Source organism: Coprobacillus sp. (genome assembly GCF_984815275.1).
Map to the genome: position 1 here is coordinate 1 of NZ_CFJNYH010000036.1, position 22,407 is coordinate 22,407.

Genomic DNA, 22,407 nt, shown 5'->3' on the forward strand with positions numbered 1-22,407 from the left:
TGATTTATCTAAAAAAGATTTTATTTATTTTCTTGACATTTTACCGAATGACTTTATGCTTTTATTATACAAATTTGTTTTCTTAAAAACAATAAATTTATCTTGTGAAAATAATGTCATCATTTTTTGATTTATGTTAGAATAGAATTATAAAGGGGGAATGTTTTATGCCTAGAATTATGACTATCGCTAGAGAATATGGTTCAGGAGGACGCTTAATCGCTCAAAGAGTAGCAGAGAAATTAGGTCTTGTTTATTATGATAATGAAGTTATTGATATTGCTGCTAGGGAACTTGGAATTGATGTTGATACGATTCGTAAGGCATCGGAAGAAAAAACATCAAGTTTTATGTATACTATGTCATCTTCAGCTTTTACTTTACCATTGAACGATCAGGTCTTTGCTATGCAATCAAAGATTATTCGTCATTTAGCTAAACATGATTCTTGTATTATTGTCAATGGATGTGCTGATTATATATTAGAAGATTACGATGATGTCTTTACTATTTTCATACATGCACCTTTAGAATCAAGAATCAGACGTGTTCAAGAAGATTATAAAGAAGAACAGGAAGACTTTAAGAAATATGTTATGAAGAAAGATAAAAGAAGAAGCAATTATTATAATTACTATACAACAAAAAAATGGGGTCAATTAAAGAACTTTGATTTAACAATCAATAGTGATTTAGGAATTGAGAAAGTTGCTGATATCATTGTTGAGTTGTTTCAACAAGGAGATAAATAAGTAATGGTACAAGAAAATAAAATGGGGACAATGCCCGTTAATAAACTTCTGATATCCATGTCATTACCAATGATTATCTCCATGTTGGTACAAGCAATGTATAATGTTGTAGATAGTGTATTTGTTGCCCAAATTAGTGAAAATGCATTAACTGCTGTCTCTTTAGCCTTTCCGCTGCAAAATCTGATGATTGCTTTTGCTGGCGGAACGGCAGTTGGCGTTAATGCATTATTATCCAGAAGTTTAGGTGAAAAGAATCAAGAACATGTCAATCATACAGCAACCAATTCAGTCTTTATTTTTCTTATGACTGCACTTATTTTTATGATTGGCGGTCTTACACTTTCTCATCTTTTCTTTACCGTCCAGACAAGTAATGCTGAAATTGTAACTGCTGGAACACAATATTCCATGATTGTTGTAGGATGTTCAATTGGATTGTTTAGCCAATTCTTATTTGAAAGACTTTTACAGGCAACAGGAAGAACAATCCATACAATGATTACACAGGGACTTGGAGCAATTATTAATATTATATTAGACCCTATTTTTATTTTTGGACTGTTTGGAATGCCTAAAATGGGTGTCGCTGGAGCGGCAATTGCAACTGTAACTGGTCAAATCATTGCATGCCTATTGGCAATTGTCTTAAATCTCAAATATAATCATGATATTCAATTTCAATGGAAATCCTTTAAACCAAATATACAAATTATTAAACAAATTTATTCTGTTGGTATTCCATCTATCATTATGCAATCTATAGGAAGTGTCATGACATTTGGAATGAATACAATTTTAATTGGATTCTCTACAACAGCAACAGCTGTCTTCGGAGTTTACTTTAAACTGCAAAGTTTTGTCTTTATGCCTGTCTTTGGATTAAATAATGGTATGATTCCTATTATTGCTTATAATTTAGGTGCCAGACAAAGTAAGCGAATGTTTGATACAATAAAATTAGCTATGATTTATGCAACTGGAATGATGTTAATTGGTGTTATTCTTTTTGAATCCATACCTCAAATCCTCTTAGGATTCTTTAATGCTTCACAAGCCATGATTCAAATTGGAACACCAGCATTAAGAATTATTGCTATTCACTTTCTCTTTGCTGGTTATTCAATTGTCTGCAGCGCACTCTTCCAAGCTGTTGGAAAAGGTACATATAGTTTATTAACATCACTTATTAGACAATTATTTGTCTTATTGCCTTGTGCATATCTTTTGTCATTAACAGGTAATATTCATCTTATTTGGCTATGTTTTCCAATTGCTGAAATCGTTTCAGCAACAACATCAACAATTCTTTTTAAGAAAATGAAAAAACAGATAAGCTTTTAATCTCTCTTGAATCAGGAGAGATTTTCTATTAAAGTGTCATATCATACAAGAAAATGAATTGACAAAATGCTAGAATGAACACAAGGAGGAAATCCATTTATGTCTCAAATTCAAGAACAACGTCATGTCTATTATGATTGTGACTTAGCTATAGAAGCCTATAACCTCAGTGGAATTGTTCAAAAGTTTCCAAATCATTTTCATGAATATTATGTCATTGGTTTTGTTGAAGGTGGCAAACGCCACCTTTGTTGTAAAGGTCAGAATTATGAAGTAACAGCTGGTGATTTGCTTATCTTTAATCCCCATGATAATCACTTTTGCGCACCTGTAAATGGTGAAATATTAGATTATCGTGCAGTAAATATTAATCCTGATATTATGTTAAAAGCTGTTGAAGAAATTGCTGGTCATGCCTATATGCCACATTTTACTCAAAACGTTATTTTTCAAAGTGATATTACACAATCTATTGGAGAATTGTATGATGCTATTGTACATCATGCTCCTAAATTAGAAAAAGAAGAAGCATTTTTCTTTCTTTTAGAACAAATTCTTCAAGAATATGCAACTCCTTTTGATTTTGATAATATCGATGAACCTAATGATGAAATTAAAAATATATGTATTTATATTGATGAACATTTTGCTGAAAACATCACATTAGATGATTTATTAAAAATGACTCATTTCGGAAAGTCCTATTTATTACGCTCTTTTACAAAACAGATTGGTTTATCACCTTATCGCTATTTACAAACAGTTCGACTTGATAAAGCAAAGAAATTTCTTGAGCAAGGTATATTACCAATTGATGTTGCATATATGACTGGTTTTACTGATCAAAGTCATTTTACACACTTTTTTAAGTAATTTATTGGTTTAACCCCTAAGCAATATCAAAAGATTTTTATTCATGAAGAACCTATATTAGAAAAAGGCATAAAGCTATGAAAAACAAAATAACTTTTGGCCACTGTGCTGCATTGATAACAATCATTATTTGGGGAACAACCTTCATATCAACAAAAGTTCTTCTCAATATTTTGAGCCCAATAGAAATTCTATTTATACGTTTTTTAATAGGTTACATAATCTTGTGGTCTATTTATCCTCATCATCTCCATTTAACCCACAAAAAAGAAGAACTCTACTTTATGGCTGCAGGTTTATGTGGTGTAACATTATACTATCTCTTTGAAAATATTGCATTGACCTATACATTAGCATCTAATGTTGGTGTCATTATTTCCATTGCTCCTTTTTTTACTGTTATTTTCGCCTGCCTCTTTTTACATGAAGAAAAGCCGCATATTCGCTTTTTTATAGGCTTTATCATTGCAATGATGGGAATCTATTTGATTAGTTTTAGCGGTTCACAATTACAACTCAATCCTTTCGGTGATTTTTTAGCAATCATTGCTGCTATTATTTGGGCTGGCTATTCTACATTAACAAAGAAACTCGCTGGTTTTGGTTACCATATTATTCAAACAACAAGACGTACATTTTTTTATGGACTCCTGTTTATGCTTCCATTTACATTAATGATGGGATTTGATGTTGATTTTTCACAAATTGTAATGCCAATCAATCTTTTTAATTTATTGTTTTTAGGACTAGGTGCATCAGCACTCTGTTTCGTCACTTGGAACTTAGCTGTTAAAATTTTAGGTTCAGTCAAAACAAGTGTTTATATTTATATTGTTCCAGTTATTACAGCTATGACATCAACTTTTATATTGCATGAGAAAATGACTTTCACAACACTACTTGGAATCATCTTAACATTAGTAGGTCTATTGTTATCTGAAAACAAGAAAACAAAAAAGGAGAATATAATTTATGAATATACAGAATGAAAAATGTGTTATGGTTTTTAATGAGGAACTCCCTTTAGGAATCATTGCTAATACAGCTGGTATCCTGGGAATAACACTTGGAAAATATATTCCCGAAACAGTAGGACCAACAGTATTTGATAAAGATCAATATCAACATCTTGGTATTATTACAACACCAGTTCCTATTTTAAAAACAACACAAGAGAAGATAAAAGAAATAAGACAGCAGCTTTATCTGCCTGATTTTAAGGATTTAATCGTTGTTGATTTCTCTGATGTTGCTCAACGCTGTAATATTTATGATGAATATATAGAAAAAGCAAATCAGACACCTGAAGATGACTTTACTTATTACGGGATTGCGATTTATGGAACGAAGAAACTTGTTAATAAATTAACTGGGAGTCTCCCACTATTAAGATAATCTATATTTTCTACTTAAAAACTGCTAACAAAGTTAATTCTTTGCTAGCAGTTTTCATTATATTTTATGTTTTCTCATAAAAATATTTTTAATTCCTCTTTGAATGACTTGAAAAAAACTCAATGAACGGACTAAGCGTTCTGATGATATATATTGATTCACTGAACGTAATAACGCCTTATTATGACGTGTTGAAAACGTAAATCTTCCATTATTTTTAGTCTCAATTGCAAAGCGAGGAATCCATTTACCTTTAAACATGACAGAGGCCATAATATAGTCAACTTCTTCCCATGGAATTTGAATATAATCTCTGATATTTTTTTCATTATAAAATTCAAAGGCTTTATCTCCTACCATCACTTTACCATAACTTGCTATACCTAGATATGAAGTTGCTTCAATTGTGAAATCAACTTTTGTATTTAATGATTGTACCATATTTGTCCTCCATCATAATGTTTAGAAAAATTATAAAACACGCATCTTTTTACATAATACCAACAACACGTGCCAACACACCAATAATAAATAATGTGACAATAATAACAATTGGTGAAACCTTCTTCTTTAATAACCAGCAGCATAATAATGTTAACAATAATGCTGATAAGCCTGGAATTAATTGATCTAAGTTCTGTTGCAATGTTGTGACCTTTTCAGGATTTAAGCCATTGGCTCCTAAAGTTGCATATTGTTCTAATGCTGATTTTATCCCATCTGCACCTGCCTGAATTTTACTCCAATCAATATATGCTCCCTCTGATTGAACAACTCGAGAGACAACTGGCGTAAATGAAATACTTACCCAACGTTGGACCAATGCTCCAATAATGAACATCCCAAGAATTGATGCTCCCTGTGTGATTTTTCCTAACAACCCACCAGATAAATCCTGAGCAATAGATGTTCCAACTTTATAACCAAATTCTTGTGTATACCAGATAAATGCCATACGAATAATATTCCATGCAAAGAAGAATAACAATGGTCCAACAATGCTTCCACTTAAAGCCAAAGAGGCTCCTAGTGCACCTAGAATTGGTCGAAGTGTAAACCAGAAGACAGGATCTCCTACTCCAGCCAAGGGTCCCATCATTCCAACTTTAACACCTTGAATAGCTTGATCATTAATTTCAGCTCCATTTGCACGTTCTTCTTCTAATGCTAATGTCACTCCCATAACTGGTGCTGATACATAAGGATGTGTATTGTAAAATTCTAAGTGTCTTTTTAAAGCTGCAATTCTATCTTCTTTTTGAGGATATAATTTTTTAATAGCTGGAATAATTGAATAACACCAACCACCATTTTGCATACGTTCATAGTTCCAAGATCCTTGAAGGAACTGATGACGCCAAGCAACTGCTAAACGATCTTTTTTTGATAATGCGATTTTTTCTGCCATTTTTCTTTCCTCCTTCAAGATTAATAATCATTTAAGATATCGCCTAATGGATCTCCAGTTCCACCAGAGCCACCACCATGAGTTCCACTGTTTTCTTTTAGCCCTAAGTAAATAAGTGCTAAAGCAACACCGATAACCCCTAATGCGATTAATGTTAATTGTCCAATTGCTGCCAAAACAAAGCCAATTGCAAAGAAAGGCCATGTTTCTTTAGAAGACATCATGTTAATAACCATGGCATAACCAACAGCAGCAACCATTCCACCACCGACAGCCATACCACCTGATAACCAGTCAGGCATTTGATTCAACGCACCTGTGACAACAACTGCTGGCACAACGCATAAAGCCGCTGCTGGAATGGCAATTCTCACACCTTGTAAAACAATTGCAAGAATCTGCCACATTTCAATTGTACGGAAACTTCCTTTTTCAGCTGCTACATCCATAAAATGAACCATTGGAATTGCGATTGTACGACAAATCATCGTTAAGAATAAACCTGCAACTGATAAAGGGATAGCAACAGCAATTGAAGTTGTAATAGCTGTTGATGAATCAACACTTCCATCCTGCAACGCCAAAACCATTATAATAGCTGAAGCAACTGAAGCCAATGCGGCATCAGGTGCAACTGCTGCTCCTACATTCGCCCATCCAAGAGCAATCATCTGTAAAGAACCACCTAAAATAATTCCTTCACTTAAGTGTCCTGTGACCAAACCAATTAAAGTACATGCTACTAATGGTTGATGGAATTGAAATTCATCTAGAACTCCTTCCATTCCCGCTAGTAAGGCAATGATAATAATTAAAATTATTGTAATAATAGACATTTCATTATCCTCCTTTTAAGAATTTTTTAATTCATCTTTTGCTTTTTTCAAAAGATGATCCATATTTTCTTTTGAATCTGCTGGAACTTTTCTAACATCAAAAGTCATTCCAAGTTCCTTTAATTTTTCTAAAGTTTCAACATCATCTTTTCCCATCGCAATGGCTTTATTGACAACAACTTTTCCAAGTGAATGGGCCATTGATCCAATATTCAATTCTTGAATATCAACACCACCTTCAATCGCGCGTAGTGCATCTTGAGGTGTTTCAAACAACAACATTGCTTTCGTATTTCCAAAACGCGGATCCTTAGCAACTTCAATCATTTTTGAAACAGGGACAACATTTGCCTTCACACCTGGTGGGGCTGCCTGTTCAATCATCTGTTTACGCAAATTATCTTTTGCAACTGAATCAGAAACAACAATAATACGATTTGGTTGTGTCGTTTTTGTCCAAGTCGTTGCCACTTGCCCATGTAATAAACGGGTATCAACACGTGCCAATACAAACTTAATATGACCATCACCTAAGACTGTTCCTTCTGGAATAGCTCCTTGTAGCGAAGCAGTTTGTACAACCTCTTTCACTTCTTTTTGTGGTTCTAATGTTTCTGGACGTGTTTTCACACCTTCTCTTGCAACTTCACAAATATGTGTTGCAACTTCATGTGCAGTTTCCATACTCATGCGAGATGCATAAGCTTCAATCAACATAGGTAAGTTTAAACCTGTGACAATTGCCCACTTATCTTCATGTCCATTGATTAAGCCATTGGCCTGATTAAATGGTGTTCCACCCCATAAGTCAACCAAGAAAAGAATTTCATCTTGATTATCGAATGTTGCAATTGCTGCTTCTAATTTTGCTTTTAAGTCATCAGGACCTTCGCTTGGCTCTAGAGTCACTGCCTTCACATTAGGCTGTTCACCAAAAATCATTGTTCCTGATTGTAAGATTCCATTTGCGAATTCACCATGACTAGCAAGAATCATTCCTACCATTAATATTTTCCTCCCTTTCTTTTGACATTTAATAATGCAAAAAAGGCAGACAATCTATTTTAAAAGAAACTAAAAACATACTATAAAAAGTAGTCACTCTCTTCTAAAATAGTTATTGCCTGCCTAACAGTTACACACTATTAAATATTCATTTTTTCTAAAAAGATATTACCATTAATTGTAAAATGTGTCAAGCACTGTTTTGATGATCTAATGTTATTGATAAGATTCTTTCTAAATGTAATGCCAAATAACCTATCTCTGTTTCAGGTAATTCTTTATTTAAAACTTTGGATAAAGACTCACACATATGACGGGCTTGTTCATATGCAAATGGAAATTTATCTTTGGTAAATTCACTAATATCCATCTGTAATTTTTCATTTGTATTTAAACGTAAAATTAAGAACTTAATATGATTCATAAGCCTTACATAGGAAATAGATTGAACATCAATAACAATATGTAAATCACTTTGTAATTGCAAAATACCTTCATGAATCACCCGTGTTGCTTCCATAGATTCAGCAACTTTATTTGAAGAAATAGCAGAATGAATGTGGAGTGTAATAAAACCAATTTCATCATCATTAATCACTCTTCTGACATATTTTTCAATAACTTCCTTTCCCTTTGCAGCAATTTCATACTCATCTGGAAACAATAATCTTATATCATTTGTAAATGGATTAGATGGCATAATATTTTCCTCCATCCGCTTAATTGCATAATAAATATGATCAGCTAATGGCAGTAAAATATCATGACTCACTTTTTCAAATTTGATTTCCGCTAACCTGATGATTTCAGCCGCTATTTCTAAATAAACAGGTTCAATATAATTAATAATATCATGAACATTGTTCTTCGTTTGATAACTCTTCTGCATGAAATATCTTTTTGCTTGATTCGGGATTTCAAAATGCTCACCTGCTTTTTTACCAAAGCCTATTCCCTTATACATGATAATGACTTCTTCATGATCTCTATGAGCAAGAATTGTATTATTATTGAGTACTTTCACAACCTCATACATAAAATCCCCCCCATTCTTTAACTCTGTATCTTTAATATTGTTTGCCCTCTTTTTTTATCCCCATATACTTTTTCTATTGATGCACCTTCATCTATTTTGGTAATCACCATAAGCAGACTTTCATCAGTTGCATTTTCTTTAATATATTCAAGATCTGCATTCCAAAGCAAGTCACCTTTTTGAACTCTCTGATGAAGTTTAACCAATAGTTCAAAACCAACACCATTTAAATTAACAGTATTTGTTCCAAAATGCAATAATAATTCAATTCCATTATCTAACTTTAATCCAATCGCATGTTTAGTTGGATAAATCATTGTAATGATACCATCATCTGGAGAAACTATTAAACCATTATAAGGCTTAATCATGATTCCATCACCCAATAACTTATGAGAAAAGATTTGATCACAAGCATTTTCAATAGGTAAAACTTCACCATCAACAACATTTCCAAGTTCAAAAACTGTTTCATTATACAATGTTAAAACCGTTTGATAATCATCGTATTCTTCTGGAACAGTTAATAAATATTCATCTAGCTTACTTTTTATTGAGGAAGCCTTAGGACCATAAATAATCTGAATACCACCACCCTGTATCATGATAGCTGCTGCTCCTGCTTGTTTTAAAATCCCTTCATTAATCAAGTCTTTATCATTGATAGTTGCTCTTAAGCGTGTAATACAACAATCCAAATCACTAAAATTATGACGTCCACCTAATCCTTTGATAATCATTTGGGATTGACGATCAATTGTTGATTTATCAAATGTATAATCAAATTGGCTCTTTTTAAAAATTGTTAATTTATTATTATCATCACGACCTGGTGTTTTTAAGTCAAATTTTTTAATCAATATTTGAAAACTAAAATAGTATAAAAAGAAATAGAGAATCCCAAAAACAATAATCCATATCCAATTCGTCTTATCATTGCCTTGTAGAACACCAAAAACAATAAAATCAATGAAACTAGCAGAAAAGGTAAAGCCAATTGCAATTTGAAAAACATGCGCAATGACAAAAGCAGTACCAGCTAAGAAAACATGAACACCAAATAACAATGGAGCTACAAAAATAAAGGTAAATTCAATCGGCTCTGTAATACCTGTAAGAATACTTGTCAAAGCTGCTGATAGAAAAAGACTGCCAATGACTTTTTGTGATTCTTTTTTTGCTGTTTGGTACATTGCCAATGCAGCACCAGGTAACCCAAACATCATAAAAATAAATTCACCAGAAAAATAACGAGTTGCCTCACTGCTAAAGTGACGAATTGTAGGATCAGATAACTGGGCAAAAAAGATATTTTGTGCTCCATTCACCAAGACACCATTGACGACCATTGAACCACCAATTGCAGTTTGATAAAATGGCATATAAAAAACATGATGAAGTCCAAAAGGAACAAGCGCTCGTTTGATAATACCATATATAAATGTCCCAAAATAACCAGAATCAACAATAAATTTCCCTAATCCAAAAATCATATTTTGAATGAAAGGCCAAATAAAAAACATGACAATTCCAACAAACAAATAAACAATTGTAGAAATAATTGGAATAAATCTTTCTCCTTCAAAAAAAGATAAGATATCAGGAAATTGTACTTGATAAAAACGATTATGTAAAAAACTCACACCTAACCCTACTATAATTCCACCAAAAACACCCATTTCGAGTGATAGTATTCCACACACAGAAGTAATTGTTCCTTCTAAGACTTTACCATCAATAATTTGGTTATTGACAATAATGCCATTAATTGTCAGCATTCCATTGATTGTGGCATGCATCACAAAGAATGCAATCACTGCTGATAATACTGCAACCTCTTTCGATTTTTTTGTCATCCCTAGTGCTACAGATGCCGCAAAAATAATTGGTAAATTATCAAAGACAATATTTCCAACAAGCATCAAAAGAGTTAAAAACTGATAAAGAAAAGTCCCTTCTTGTAAAATGGCTTCTAAATGTAATGATGACATTGTTGCTTCATTTGTTAAAGAACTGCCAATTCCTAAGAAGAGTCCAGCAATTGGTAAAACTGCAATTGGCAACATAAAACTCCGACCTATCCTTTGTAAAACACTAAAAATGCTCTTTTTCATTTGCATCTCTCTTTCCCCTCAATTTCTCACTTTTCTATTAAAATATGTATAATTTCATTCTTATTTTAAGGAAAGGATATAAAAATGTCTATAATAATTATCAATATTTTCCAATTCTTTACTTCATTTATGAACAATGAAAACCCAAAACTTGTATTTTATAACTCTCAAAATCAAGCCTATATATGAATAAAAATGGCAAAAAGAAAAGAGCAGATCTCTGCTCCTGGTTTCTTATTTAAGTCCGTATTTTTTGTTGAATTTATCAACACGTCCATCTGCACTAGCAAATCTTTGTTTTCCAGTATAGAATGGATGACAATTAGAACAAGTATCAACACGAATTTCGTTTAATACTGATCCAGTTTCAAATTCGTTTCCACAAGAAGTACAAACAACTTTTACTTTTTTATAATCTGGATGAATTCCTTTTTTCATTTTTACGATCTCCTTCCGCCTTGAAATATTTGCTACTTCAAAGTAAGTTGCTCAATTATAATAGCATTTCTTATCGATAAATACAATACTTTTTTCAACTTTTTCAATGATTATTCATCATCAATTTCATAACGAGAAATATGTGCACCTAAAGTAATTAATTTATGATCAATATTATCATATCCTCGATCAATATGATAAACATTTGTAATCTCAGTCTTTCCTTCAGCAATAAGCCCCGCAATAACCAATGCTGCTCCACATCTTAAATCAGTTGCCTGAACTCTTGCTCCATGCAATGATGTTGCACCATGAATATCACTAGAAGCTTCTCCTACTTCAATATAAGCTCCCATTTTATTTAATTCAGCACAATGTTTAAAACGCTCAACATATATCGTTTCTTTTACATGTGACTCACCTTGTGCCTGTGTTAATAAAGTTGTTAATGGTTGCTGCAAGTCAGTAGCAAACCCTGGATATGTTTGGGTTTTAATATCAACTGGATGAAGATTTTCTTGGCTTCCAAAGATAACTATACTATCGCCAACAACATCCATTTTCACACCCATTTCCTTAAGTTTAGAAATCAATGCTTCTAAATGCTGTGGAATAATATTTTGAATAATGACTTTTTCACCAGCTGCAGCTGCAATAATCAAGAATGTTCCTGCTTCAATACGATCTGGTATAATTTCATGAAAAGTGCCATTTAAATGATCAACACCCTCAATTGTAATACTATCTGTCCCAACACCTCTAATTTTTGCTCCCATTTTTGTTAAAAGATTAGCAACATCAATAATTTCAGGTTCTTTAGCAGCATTTTCAATAACTGTTTTTCCTTTAGCTCTCACAGCTGCTAACATAATATTAATAGTTGCTCCAACAGAAGCAAAATCTAAATATATCTGTGTTCCAATCAATTCTTCTGCTTCTAATAAATAAGTATCATCTTCATAAGTGATTTTAGCCCCTAAAGCTTCAAATCCCTTTAAATGTAAATCAATAGGACGTGGTCCTAAATAACAGCCACCAGGCATTTTAATTTTTACTCTTTTATATTTACCTAACAATGCTCCCATAAAATAATAAGATGCTCTTAATTTATTGACTGCATCACTCACAAGTGGAATATCCTCCATATGTGTTGGGTCAATTTTTATATGTTCTCCATCAACTTCTACTTCGCATTTTAATTCTTCTAATAATATCGCAAGAGCTTCGACATCTGAAATTTCAGGAACTCCAAATATCTCTACAGGTCCATCTGATAACACTGCTGCAGGAATTAATGCAACAGTTGCATTCTTTGCTCCACTAATTCTCACTGTACCATTTAATTTATATCCACCTTCAATAGCAATAACTTCTGACATTGATTTCTTTCCTTTCTCTCTTATAAATATATAAAAATGTATAATAGATTATACATACGATTTTGATTTCATACTGATTATACACGGGAATGATATAAATATCAAAACAATTTAAAAAAACATCTTTTTTCCATATCAAAACAATTTTTGACTTCTAAAAACATTCCAAATATTCTATAATTTTACAATTCTTATTATACATACTTGTTCCTCATGGAACAAGTAAATAAATAAAAACTCTCAAAGTGAGAGTTTAATAAATAGTATATCCCATAGATGACCCATATCTTATTTCCTTAATTTGTGAATAAAGAAAATAAGTTTGTCCATCAATAATAGTTTCAATATCAAATACAATTTCCTCTTTATTTTTAATTTTTCGACTTAACTTCAATAATCTCTTCTCACTTAATGGTATTTTTTGATTCAATAAAACTTCATTCTTATTATTGTTTATTGAAGTTACTTTAAGATGCAATTCACCTGCCATTTTGCCTTCATATTTTATTTTTTCTTCCTGATAATAAGGCTTGATATCAAACTCAATACAATCAGCCATTAAATTCCATTGACCATCTTGAGGCAGATAAACACTCACATAATCTTGTAGGAAACGACTTAAATACATATAATCTGCTTGATAAAAAGAATCAACTTTTTTTGTTTTTCCATTATCAATATAAACCTTTATATCTTGATAATTGACAAATGGAATTTTATCATTAAATATAAAACGATTTCCTTCATTATGAGATGCTTCAAATATATATTCTTTATTATTCTCATCTATAAATCCAAACTGTACTTTAGTTTGCTCAGTATACTCTTTTAATACACATATACAGTTAACGTATATCAAAAGATGACTCAAATCATATTTTTCAACCTGTAAGGAAGAATTAGCTATATCTATAAGTGTTTCTGGTTCTGATACAGGTATGGAAGGATTGTTAACAATATATTGAGTCTCTGGCTTAAAATAAATCAGCCAAAAAAACATACACATAATAACAATACTCGATATACATGTTCCAATAATAATCCAATCTCTTGTTCTTCTCTTTTGAGTTTCTTTTGTTAATTTATCTAACACCACTTTTGTTTGTTCATATATATGTTCAATTGACTCCTGAGAATTTTCTTTTTCGTCTACACCTAAAAGTTCTGTAACTGAAACATCATAAAATTGACTTATCGATAACATCATTTTCATATCAGGTAAACTTAAATCTGATTCCCATTTTGAAATCGTTTGTCGAGAAACGTGTAAAGCACTTGCTAACTCTTCTTGAGAAAGCCCTCTTTGTTGTCTTAAATATAAAAGCTTTTTTCCAATACTCATATCAACCCCTCCTCAACTCTCGTTTACAGCATCCTATGAAATAGTCTATCAATTTTCATTAACATTTTGCTATTTAACTTAACAATTCAAAAAAATAAAAAAAGTCTCTTTACACAATCTTGTAAAGTGCTATACTTATAATATGGTCCGTTGGTGAAGCGGTCAACACACTAGGTTCTCATCCTAGCATTCACGGGTTCGAACCCCGTACGGACTACCAAATAATGCATAAGGGGCTGTAACAAATTGTTATAGCCCCTTTTTTTACTTTATTCTTTTAAATTTCATACCACTATAAACTCTGATAGGGTTTCCTCTGACTATTTGATTGTGTTTATTCCAATTCAGATAGTCTATTCTTTTATGGTGAGATGAATTCACTTGATTTATTTTTTCCATCAATCTTAAATAAGCAATCTTTTTGTTTTGTAATTGACTTCTTTGATCCATTGCTACAACAGATATCCCTGTTGGTATATGAATAGCTCTTATGGCAGTAGAGACTTTGTTGACGTTCTGTCCGCCTTTACCAGAACTTCTAAAAGTTTCAAATTTTATATCCTCTACATTTTCTATTTTTAATTCTTCCTTTATTATTGATATATCTACGAACCAATTCCTTCTTTTATGATGTGGTCGAAAAGGACTTTGACATATCCACTGTACTGTCCCTTCTAAATAAGATAAATCTTCATGAATAGAGAACGTTATACTTTTCAAACATTTTTGATCACTCACATACCTTGAAACCACTTCTAATGATGAATATTCTTTTAATAGTTCTTGATAAAGCATATAACACGCATATTCGCATTCTTTTGGTCCTTGACCACTATTTATCTGAATTAACATTTATAAGTCACCATAGGCTTAAGTCGGACAACTAATTCTATACATTGATATTCTAAAAGTGTATTTATAACATCATCAATATTCTTATATGCTTCGGTTGCTTCTTCATATAAAAGTGATTTATGATGAGTGACAACTGTGCTTCCTAATTTAGATTTTTTAAGCTCATCTTTCTTGTATTTGTTTTCAAGTCTCCCTTTACAAAGGCTTCTTGCCCATTTTCTACCTGCTCCATGTGAAATCGAAAAAAGTGTATCAGATTGTGGTATACATTTGACAATATACGAATAACTTCCTCTTGACCCTGCAATAATAGCATACTCATTTTCAAGTGCAGAAACACTTCCCTTATGATGATAATAGTTACCATCAATAATTTCTAAATAATTATGCGTACAATCAATACACAATTGATTTTTATATTGAATATGAATTAATTTCATAAAGTCATTAGCCACTTCTTGTCTATTTTCTTTTGCATATAGAACTGCACTATTGTGCTTTAGAAGATAATTATAAAACTCTTCAGTCCCTTCTATTAAACCATGAATTGAGCTATATTGGCGGTATATCTCTTCTCCCATAGTTCTTGAACCACTATGAATAAGTAAATAAACATGACTTTTTTCAAGTGATAAATGATTAGCAAATTCTTGATTATAAATCTTATCTATTAATTGAATTTCTGCAAAATGATTACCTCCTCCAATAGAATATTTTCCAACAAGATTTGTATGTTCTAATCTTTTTAAGACTTTATCAATATGCATTTTCTTTAACTTGATATTGGTATCAAATAAGGACATACCACATCCTATATCATTTCCAATCAAAAACGGATATATTCTATGTTGACTACAAATCGTTGCTCCAATTGGTGTCTTTCCTGGATGTAAATCCGGTAATCCAGCAATATCATATACACCTTCAAAAGAAGCAATATTTTCAAGTTGATGAATAGCTTCATCTTCCATCCATAACTTGTTATTTTTTATTATTTTTATTCCCATTTTTCCTCCTGTGTCAATGATTACAAGAGTATAAGAAAACACAGTAGTTATTTACTGTGCTGTTAAAATCATACACTTGTGATTGACTACTTTTATTTTATTTATTCTATTTTGATTATGATTTCTTAACATAGCCATCACGTCCTTCCTCAATTGAAATAAGTATATCATATTTTCTTCTTCATGTAAATATTGGTTTATTTTCATACAATGCTTAAACATAAAAAAATCCTAAGATGAGACTCAGAAAATAATCTTCTGCCAGTTTATTTCTTCATCAATACAATTTTCTTCTACTGATGCAAAACAACATTCAGGGGATGATATAATGTATTTACCAACAAATACTTTAGCTCCAAGATATTTTGTCTTTGCTCCATTATGAATTTCTAAAAATAGAGTCTTAGTAGAAATCAATTCTACAACAAAAGTCACATGAGTTCTTTTTAATCTTGCCCATGACTCAAACAAACCAAAGCGTTCATTACCATATTCTATAAAGAAACCATCATAGAGACCCTAACAGATAATTGGTACAGCAAAACTTTTTTATTCATCGAATCATCGATAACTGCTAAAATTTCTGATTTTTATAGCCTAGTGAATCCACTTTTATCAGGAAATTTAATCTATAAGATATATTCATGATTTATTATCGATTTGTAAATAACATTATCTATGATTATTATTCTATAATAAGACTATTGAAAAAAACTCTATAAATGGTAATATATAGAAAGGACAAATAGAGATAAAAACTAAAAAAGTCGCTTTCACGACTTTGCTTTCTATTGGCTGGGGTACTTGGATTCGAACCAAGGAAATGTCAGATTCAGAGTCTGATGCCTTACCGCTTGGCTATACCCCAATAACCACATACTCTATTATAGAACCTTTTTTTAAAGTTGTAAAGGAGAAGAATATGAAAATGAGAACACGTTTTGCCCCTAGCCCTACAGGCTATATGCATATTGGAAATCTAAGAACTGCTTTGTACTGTTATTTAATTGCAAAACATGATCATGGTGATTTTATTTTGAGAATTGAGGATACTGATCAACAAAGGGAAGTTGAAGGTGCTATTGATTTGATTTATCAAGTTATGGAAGAAACTGGTCTTCATTATGATGAAGGACCTGATATTGATGGCGGTGTTGGTCCATATATCCAATCACAAAGATTAGATATCTATCATGAGTATGCTCAAAAACTCATTGATTTAGGTGGTGCACACTATTGTTTCTGTGAAGGTGAATTAGAAGGAGAAGATCCATGTTTACATTTATCACAGCAAGAGATTCAAGATAAGTTAGATGCAGGAATCTCTCATGTGATTAGACAAACAATTCCAACAACAGGAACTACTTCATTTGATGATGAAGTTTATGGTCACATTGAAGTAGAAAACAAGACTTTAAATGAAGGAATACTTATAAAAAGTGATGGTTATCCAACATATAACTTTGCCAATGTTATTGATGATCATTTGATGAATATCAGTCATGTTGTAAGAGGAAATGAATATTTATCTAGTACTCCAAAATATAATTTAATTTATAAAACTTTTGATTGGGAAATTCCTACATATATTCATCTACCACCAGTCAATAAAGATGAAACACATAAATTAAGCAAACGTAATGGTGATGCTTCTTATCAGGACTTAAAAGAAAAAGGATATCTTAAAGAAGCCATTATTAACTATATTGCTTTACTTGGATGGTCACCAGCAGATGAAGAAATTCTTTCTTTAGATGATCTCATTGCCCAATTTAATATTGAACACATTTCTAAGTCACCTGCTATTTTTGACATAGATAAACTCAATTGGATGAATGGAATGTACTTAAGAGAAATGCCTCTTAATCAATTCCATGAATTGTTATTGCCTTATTATCACTCAATAACAAGAAAAGTTGATTTATTAGAATTGTCTAAAGTATTACAACCAAGATTAGAAAAACTATCTGATGTTGAAGAAAGTATTGATTTTATCAATCAGGCACATCCGTTTGATGCCTCTATCTATACACATAAAAAAATGAAAACAAATCCTGAAAATTCTTTAGAAGCTTTAGAACTTGTTAAAGAAAGAATTGCTGATTTTGATGATTTTAATAACGATGAAGCTATGACAGAATTCTTTGTGAATCTCGCAAAAGAAAAAGAATTAAAAAATGGACGCATTATGTGGCCCGTTCGTGTCGCATTAACAAACAAATCATTTACACCTGGTGGTGCTGTAGAAATTGCTCATATTCTTGGTAAAGAGGAAACATCAAGAAGAATAGATCAAGCAATAATAGATTTACAAAATGTTATACAATAAACCATAAAACTCTTATCATTTTGGATAAGAGTTTTATGGTTCGGTATTTTTCTCCTGAAGTATATAGTTTATTATTTCTTGTTGATTTGATGATTGAATAAGCATATCAATATTTCTTTGATCTGACAAAAATCTTTGTATACACTCTATCATCTCTTCACTATGCATATGAATGTATAAAACAATAATTACTTTTATAAATTTGTTTTTCCATAAAATAGGTTTATTTAACACATAAATAACAATATGACTGTTATCATTATCTCTAACATAATGAATTAAAATCTGATGAGAGAGTTCAATTTCTTGAATCTCTTTTTCTTGATGATATATATACCCATAGACTTCTTCTTTAGACTCAACATTAATATAATATATATCTTCGCTCTTTATAAAATCTTTTAATGAATATGGAATATGAAAATGAAGATATTCTTTCAATATTTCTAAATCTTTTTCTGTACTAATTGGATTGACTTTAATAATTGGAATATGTGATTGTGTTATGATTGGAACAGTCGTTATGAGACAATCATAATCTAACAAATTATAATTATCAAGTTCACTTGCTGAAATTGTATTTTCAATAACCAAAAGGTCCCGATATGTCTTTAAGATAGAAAAACTCAATAATTCACTAATTGCAATACTATAATCATTAACCAATAAAACTCTTTTCTTAGATAAATTACGTTTTCTTCTTTCTAAAGCATACTGAAAATGAATAGCAATATAACCTATCTCATCTTCAATATTCACATAATTATTATGTAAAGCAATCGCTTTCCATGCTTCTAAACTCATCATATATGCCAATAAATATTTTTCTTTAATAAAATCAATTAATGGATTTCTTAAATATGTATTGAATTTCAAACGATTTTCCATGGGATGTATATGAATACCAACTGCTTTTCTTAAATACATATCCAGATGCAAATCAACATGAAAAACATGATTCACACGTTCTAACATATTTTGAACAATATCATCTATTTCTTTCTTCAACTGATTATTAATACAGCTTTCAATAGCACTTGTTGAATTACTCTTCTTACCAATAATATGAATAGCTAAATAAGCTGTTTCTTTTCTATTAAAATCAATTCCAAAATATTTTTTAATAAGCTGAGTGACATCTTTGGCAACCAAATACTCATATTCATTTTCTATATTTTCAATTTCATTCTGCATAAAATCAATAAAGCAATGATTTTCTATACGATCTAACTGGACTTGAATATGAATCACAAAATTTTGAAAAACACGTTCTGGCATGGTCATTCCATCATTAAAAATAAGTTCTTTTAAAGCATTCATAAACTTTTGATTTTTACCAATTTTTGTTACTAATATATCTGGTTTATGATAAATATATTCAGCCATGCATTGTCTATATCTAAATTCATTACCAATAATTTTTAATCCTCTACCAGTTTTTTGAATAATTTCTAAGCCATATACTTCTAAACATTCTCGCATAATTTTCACACTTCGACTGATAGATGTTCTTTCTATATATAATAATTCAGATAAATCATCAATCTTAATAAAATCTTGATTCTTTAACATTAAGCCTAAAATATAATACGCTCTTTCTAAGGGATTAGAAGGAACAAAGTCACTCCATTCATGACGAAAAGTTTCTTGAAATTGATTCAATAACTCATCATTATAAATCCTTAATTGATATCCTTTTGAGGGTATAGATTGTATTTCTGCAAAATCTTTAATCATTTGATTTAAGATTTTAATATCATTTTGGATTGTTTTTTTACTTACATTTAAAAGTAAAGATAACTTCTGACTTGTCAAACATTCTAAACCATCAAGAAATAATAAGAAAATACGTTGTTGCCTTTTTGTCATTGAATTGGACATATGTTTCACCCCTTTCTTTCATCTTTTTTATATTATAAAGTGAGATAAATTATGGATGCAAGTGAAAAGAAATCAGTTTTAATAAACTGATTTAAGCAATACGTGTTCCTGCTGTTGTTACAAAATCTCCATAAATAGGATCAGATGAATTCATACCATTGATTTCTGGTAAATATGTACATATAACTTGGAATATGACAACAATATTTAACCAAGATGAAGTCATAGGATATTCACCAATATGAATTGTTTGCTGATTGGCTTCTTGGAGTGTAGAAATGATAAGATGATTTTCTGTTTTTGATTTCGCAAAATGAATCAGATTTTTCATTAAGACTTCTCCAGCACCTTTTGTTTCTACCATAATCAAATATGAATGATTTACAATTGTACGATGTGGACCATGCATAAATTCTTCCATATCAAAATTCATTACAGGAATTTGCATAGTCTCTAATATTTTCAGTGTCCCTTCACGTGCAGTTGGATAATTGATTCCAAATCCAACAATACTCATTGCTTTTGCTCTCCCATTCATTATGTTCTTCACACCATTTTTTTGCATGTTGTATATTTTGAGGGAGTTCATTTATGCTTTGATGATATTCTTTGATTATGGACTGTGATGATAATTGGAAAAGTTTCATAATCATAAGATGAAGAGTCAAGACTGTGGCAGTAAATCCTTTTGTTTTTGGACCAACAGGTTCTTTACCACATGGCATATTGATATGTGTATCAGCTTGAATGGCAATTGGACTCTTATTATCTGCTGTAATGGCAATTGTAGGAATATAGTTATTTTTAGCGATTTGTAAGCATTCTAATGTTCCGATACTTTTACCTGTTTGGGATAAAACAATGAGTAATTTATGCTTATGGGGAAGATGTAACAATGGTGAATAATATCTTAATTGAAATGGTGTTTCTACTTGAATCAAACAACCTATTTCCTTTTCTAACATTGTTTTCACTAGCATTGCTGCATTGAGGGATGACCCTGAGGCTGTAATGATAATTTCTTTTTTATTAATGAATGCATCAGGAAGAGAAGATAGAATCTTTTCTTCTTGATTGAGGATATTTGTTAATACATCCTTTTGTTCATCAATATATGTCCACATCTTATTTTCCATTTTTATAAAATTGTGGAAGATAATCTCGATGTGCTTCCAGCATCTCCTCTAATAATGGTTTAGCAATATCATAATCTCTGACTAATGGATGAGCCACTAATGCTTGTAATGCAATATCTTTATTACCCGTAATCGCTGCTTCTACTGCTAATGATTCATATGTTTTCACTGCACTGATTAATCCAACAACAGCCTTAGGATAATCAGGAATGGTTAATGGCTGCATACCATTTTTACTGACATAACATGCTGTCTCAATAACTGCATCATCATCTAAGAAACGGACTGTCCCATTATTCGCAACATTGATAACCATCCATTTCCCAGTATCATTATAAATGGCATCCATGACACCAATAGCGACTTTGGAATATCCTCCTCCACCTCGTTTGGCTAATGTCTTTGGTTTATCATTATTAGACTCATCAGCATATTCTCTAAAGATTTGTTTTTCTAATTCTAGAATAGCTTCTCCCCTTGTTTTATCCTGTTCTTTTAACTGCTGTACTCTTTCTTTGGTATGGAAATAATATTGTGTATACTGACTTGGTATTAGATGCAATGTTTCCATCCATTCCTGAGATACAGTTGTACATTTCTTGATCACCTGACTAAATTCTTCATCTGTGATTGGTCTTCCATCAATTGTCATATGATATGTGAAATTCATATGATTTAAACCTAAATAATCATAATAAATTTTTTCTTCTGGCACATCCAATGCCTCAGATGCCCACCATCTTGGTCTTATTCCACCAGCACATAATCCAGCAATTTTAACATTGCAGATCTTATTTAATGCTTCAGTCACTAAACCTGTTGGATTTGAGTAATTAATAATCCATGCATCTGGACAATACTTTTCTACATCCTTAGCAATTTCAATCATGACTGGAATGACTCTCAATGCATTAAACATACCGCCTACTCCTGTTGTTTCTTGACCAATCAAACCATACTTTAAAGGAATCTTCTCATCATTAATACGTGCTTTATTTCCACCCACACGAATTTGTGTTGAAATAAAATCTGCTCCTGTAAAGGCTTCTTCTCTTGATGTTGTACTCCAAACCTTCACATCATAATTGAGATGTTGAATATAACGTTTAACAAAACCTTCCATAATGCCTAGTCTTTCTTCATTAATATCTAACAAAACTATCTCTTTTACTGGTAATGTTTTTCGATGTTGAGACAATCCCTCAATTAATTCAGGAGTATAAGAACTCCCAGCTCCAACAATCGCAATTTTTAAATTTTTATTCATCATTCATACC

Annotated in this window: 22 protein-coding genes and 2 tRNA genes; 7 read left to right on the plus strand and 17 right to left on the minus strand. The window is 31.3% G+C overall.

Annotation, left to right across the window (positions count from 1 at the left end; all coding sequences use genetic code 11):
- The first annotated feature begins 167 nt into the window (after window positions 1-167).
- From AC5M21_RS12320 to AC5M21_RS12340, 5 genes are all read left to right on the plus strand, one after another.
- Window positions 168-752: a cytidylate kinase-like family protein gene (locus AC5M21_RS12320; RefSeq protein WP_008787509.1), complete on the plus strand. Its 585-nt coding sequence runs from the start codon at window positions 168-170 to the stop codon at window positions 750-752.
- A gap of 3 nt (window positions 753-755) precedes the next feature.
- Window positions 756-2,096 (plus strand): MATE family efflux transporter, encoded by a 1,341-nt coding sequence (locus AC5M21_RS12325; RefSeq protein ID WP_008787508.1) that lies wholly within the window; start codon window positions 756-758, stop codon window positions 2,094-2,096.
- Window positions 2,097-2,195: 99 nt separating this feature from the next.
- A complete protein-coding gene (locus tag AC5M21_RS12330) occupies window positions 2,196-2,969 on the plus strand; it encodes an AraC family transcriptional regulator (protein ID WP_236916429.1) in 774 nt (257 codons plus the stop codon).
- 77 nt (window positions 2,970-3,046) lie between these two features.
- The gene (locus tag AC5M21_RS12335) at window positions 3,047-3,958 is read left to right on the plus strand and encodes a DMT family transporter (protein WP_117599075.1); all 912 of its coding nucleotides are present in this window, start codon (window positions 3,047-3,049) and stop codon (window positions 3,956-3,958) included.
- Window positions 3,942-4,364: a DUF2000 domain-containing protein gene (locus AC5M21_RS12340; RefSeq protein WP_054325604.1), complete on the plus strand. Its 423-nt coding sequence runs from the start codon at window positions 3,942-3,944 to the stop codon at window positions 4,362-4,364. Before AC5M21_RS12335 ends, AC5M21_RS12340 begins: the two co-directional genes overlap by 17 nt.
- 57 nt (window positions 4,365-4,421) lie before the next feature.
- Here the strand turns inward: AC5M21_RS12340 and AC5M21_RS12345 are convergent, their stop codons facing one another.
- The 9 genes from AC5M21_RS12345 to AC5M21_RS12385 all read right to left on the minus strand — a co-directional run bounded on the left by AC5M21_RS12345 (window position 4,422) and on the right by AC5M21_RS12385 (window position 13,922).
- Window positions 4,422-4,805 carry a DUF956 family protein gene (locus AC5M21_RS12345; RefSeq protein WP_054690108.1) on the minus strand — a complete coding sequence of 128 codons (384 nt, stop codon included), beginning with the start codon at window positions 4,803-4,805 and terminating at the stop codon, window positions 4,422-4,424.
- A 49-nt stretch (window positions 4,806-4,854) separates the two neighbouring features.
- Window positions 4,855-5,772: a PTS system mannose/fructose/sorbose family transporter subunit IID gene (locus tag AC5M21_RS12350; RefSeq protein ID WP_054325605.1), complete on the minus strand. Its 918-nt coding sequence runs from the start codon at window positions 5,770-5,772 to the stop codon at window positions 4,855-4,857.
- 20 nt (window positions 5,773-5,792) lie between these two features.
- Window positions 5,793-6,608 (minus strand): PTS mannose/fructose/sorbose transporter subunit IIC, encoded by an 816-nt coding sequence (locus AC5M21_RS12355; protein WP_008787502.1) that lies wholly within the window; start codon window positions 6,606-6,608, stop codon window positions 5,793-5,795.
- Window positions 6,609-6,623: 15 nt separating this feature from the next.
- The gene (locus tag AC5M21_RS12360; RefSeq protein WP_054325606.1) at window positions 6,624-7,613 is read right to left on the minus strand and encodes a mannose/fructose/sorbose PTS transporter subunit IIA; all 990 of its coding nucleotides are present in this window, start codon (window positions 7,611-7,613) and stop codon (window positions 6,624-6,626) included.
- 190 nt (window positions 7,614-7,803) lie between these two features.
- Window positions 7,804-8,649 (minus strand): PRD domain-containing protein, encoded by an 846-nt coding sequence (locus AC5M21_RS12365; protein ID WP_054325607.1) that lies wholly within the window; start codon window positions 8,647-8,649, stop codon window positions 7,804-7,806.
- Between the two features lie 17 nt (window positions 8,650-8,666).
- On the minus strand, window positions 8,667-10,769 hold the full coding sequence (locus AC5M21_RS12370) for a PTS sugar transporter subunit IIABC (protein WP_423766941.1): 2,103 nt from the start codon (window positions 10,767-10,769) through the stop codon (window positions 8,667-8,669).
- Between the two features lie 228 nt (window positions 10,770-10,997).
- Window positions 10,998-11,201, minus strand: coding sequence for a 50S ribosomal protein L31 (rpmE, locus tag AC5M21_RS12375; protein WP_008787497.1), 204 nt, complete (start codon window positions 11,199-11,201; stop codon window positions 10,998-11,000).
- A 110-nt stretch (window positions 11,202-11,311) separates the two neighbouring features.
- Window positions 11,312-12,580, minus strand: a complete 1,269-nt coding sequence (murA, locus tag AC5M21_RS12380; protein ID WP_008787496.1) for a UDP-N-acetylglucosamine 1-carboxyvinyltransferase — start codon at window positions 12,578-12,580, stop codon at window positions 11,312-11,314.
- Between the two features lie 253 nt (window positions 12,581-12,833).
- Window positions 12,834-13,922, minus strand: coding sequence for a helix-turn-helix domain-containing protein (locus AC5M21_RS12385; protein ID WP_302280752.1), 1,089 nt, complete (start codon window positions 13,920-13,922; stop codon window positions 12,834-12,836).
- A gap of 144 nt (window positions 13,923-14,066) precedes the next feature.
- Here AC5M21_RS12385 and AC5M21_RS12390 point away from each other — a divergent pair.
- Window positions 14,067-14,142: transfer RNA gene (locus AC5M21_RS12390), tRNA-Glu, on the plus strand.
- A gap of 44 nt (window positions 14,143-14,186) precedes the next feature.
- Here the strand turns inward: AC5M21_RS12390 and prfH are convergent.
- From prfH to AC5M21_RS12410, 4 genes are all read right to left on the minus strand, one after another.
- Window positions 14,187-14,774: a peptide chain release factor H gene (prfH, locus tag AC5M21_RS12395; RefSeq protein ID WP_008787493.1), complete on the minus strand. Its 588-nt coding sequence runs from the start codon at window positions 14,772-14,774 to the stop codon at window positions 14,187-14,189.
- Window positions 14,768-15,784 (minus strand): RtcB family protein, encoded by a 1,017-nt coding sequence (locus AC5M21_RS12400; RefSeq protein ID WP_008787492.1) that lies wholly within the window; start codon window positions 15,782-15,784, stop codon window positions 14,768-14,770. The genes prfH and AC5M21_RS12400 overlap by 7 nt, the downstream gene beginning before the upstream one ends.
- Before the next feature lie 243 nt (window positions 15,785-16,027).
- On the minus strand, window positions 16,028-16,255 hold the full coding sequence (locus tag AC5M21_RS12405) for a hypothetical protein (RefSeq protein WP_008787491.1): 228 nt from the start codon (window positions 16,253-16,255) through the stop codon (window positions 16,028-16,030).
- Between the two features lie 321 nt (window positions 16,256-16,576).
- Window positions 16,577-16,652, minus strand: a tRNA-Gln gene (locus AC5M21_RS12410).
- A 54-nt stretch (window positions 16,653-16,706) separates the two neighbouring features.
- Here AC5M21_RS12410 and gltX point away from each other — a divergent pair.
- Entirely contained in the window at window positions 16,707-18,113 is a 1,407-nt protein-coding gene (gene gltX, locus AC5M21_RS12415; RefSeq protein WP_008787490.1) for a glutamate--tRNA ligase, read from the plus strand.
- A 33-nt stretch (window positions 18,114-18,146) separates the two neighbouring features.
- Here gltX and AC5M21_RS12420 read toward each other — a convergent pair whose 3' ends face one another.
- From AC5M21_RS12420 to AC5M21_RS12435, 4 genes are all read right to left on the minus strand, one after another.
- Window positions 18,147-19,994, minus strand: a complete 1,848-nt coding sequence (locus AC5M21_RS12420; RefSeq protein WP_054690126.1) for a BglG family transcription antiterminator — start codon at window positions 19,992-19,994, stop codon at window positions 18,147-18,149.
- Window positions 19,995-20,085: 91 nt separating this feature from the next.
- Entirely contained in the window at window positions 20,086-20,511 is a 426-nt protein-coding gene (locus AC5M21_RS12425) for a phosphoheptose isomerase family protein (RefSeq protein ID WP_236916427.1), read from the minus strand.
- Window positions 20,468-21,118 carry an SIS domain-containing protein gene (locus AC5M21_RS12430; protein ID WP_236916426.1) on the minus strand — a complete coding sequence of 217 codons (651 nt, stop codon included), beginning with the start codon at window positions 21,116-21,118 and terminating at the stop codon, window positions 20,468-20,470. The genes AC5M21_RS12425 and AC5M21_RS12430 overlap by 44 nt, the downstream gene beginning before the upstream one ends.
- Before the next feature lies 1 nt (window position 21,119).
- Window positions 21,120-22,397, minus strand: coding sequence for a 6-phospho-beta-glucosidase (locus AC5M21_RS12435; protein WP_236916425.1), 1,278 nt, complete (start codon window positions 22,395-22,397; stop codon window positions 21,120-21,122).
- Window positions 22,398-22,407: the final 10 nt, after the last annotated feature.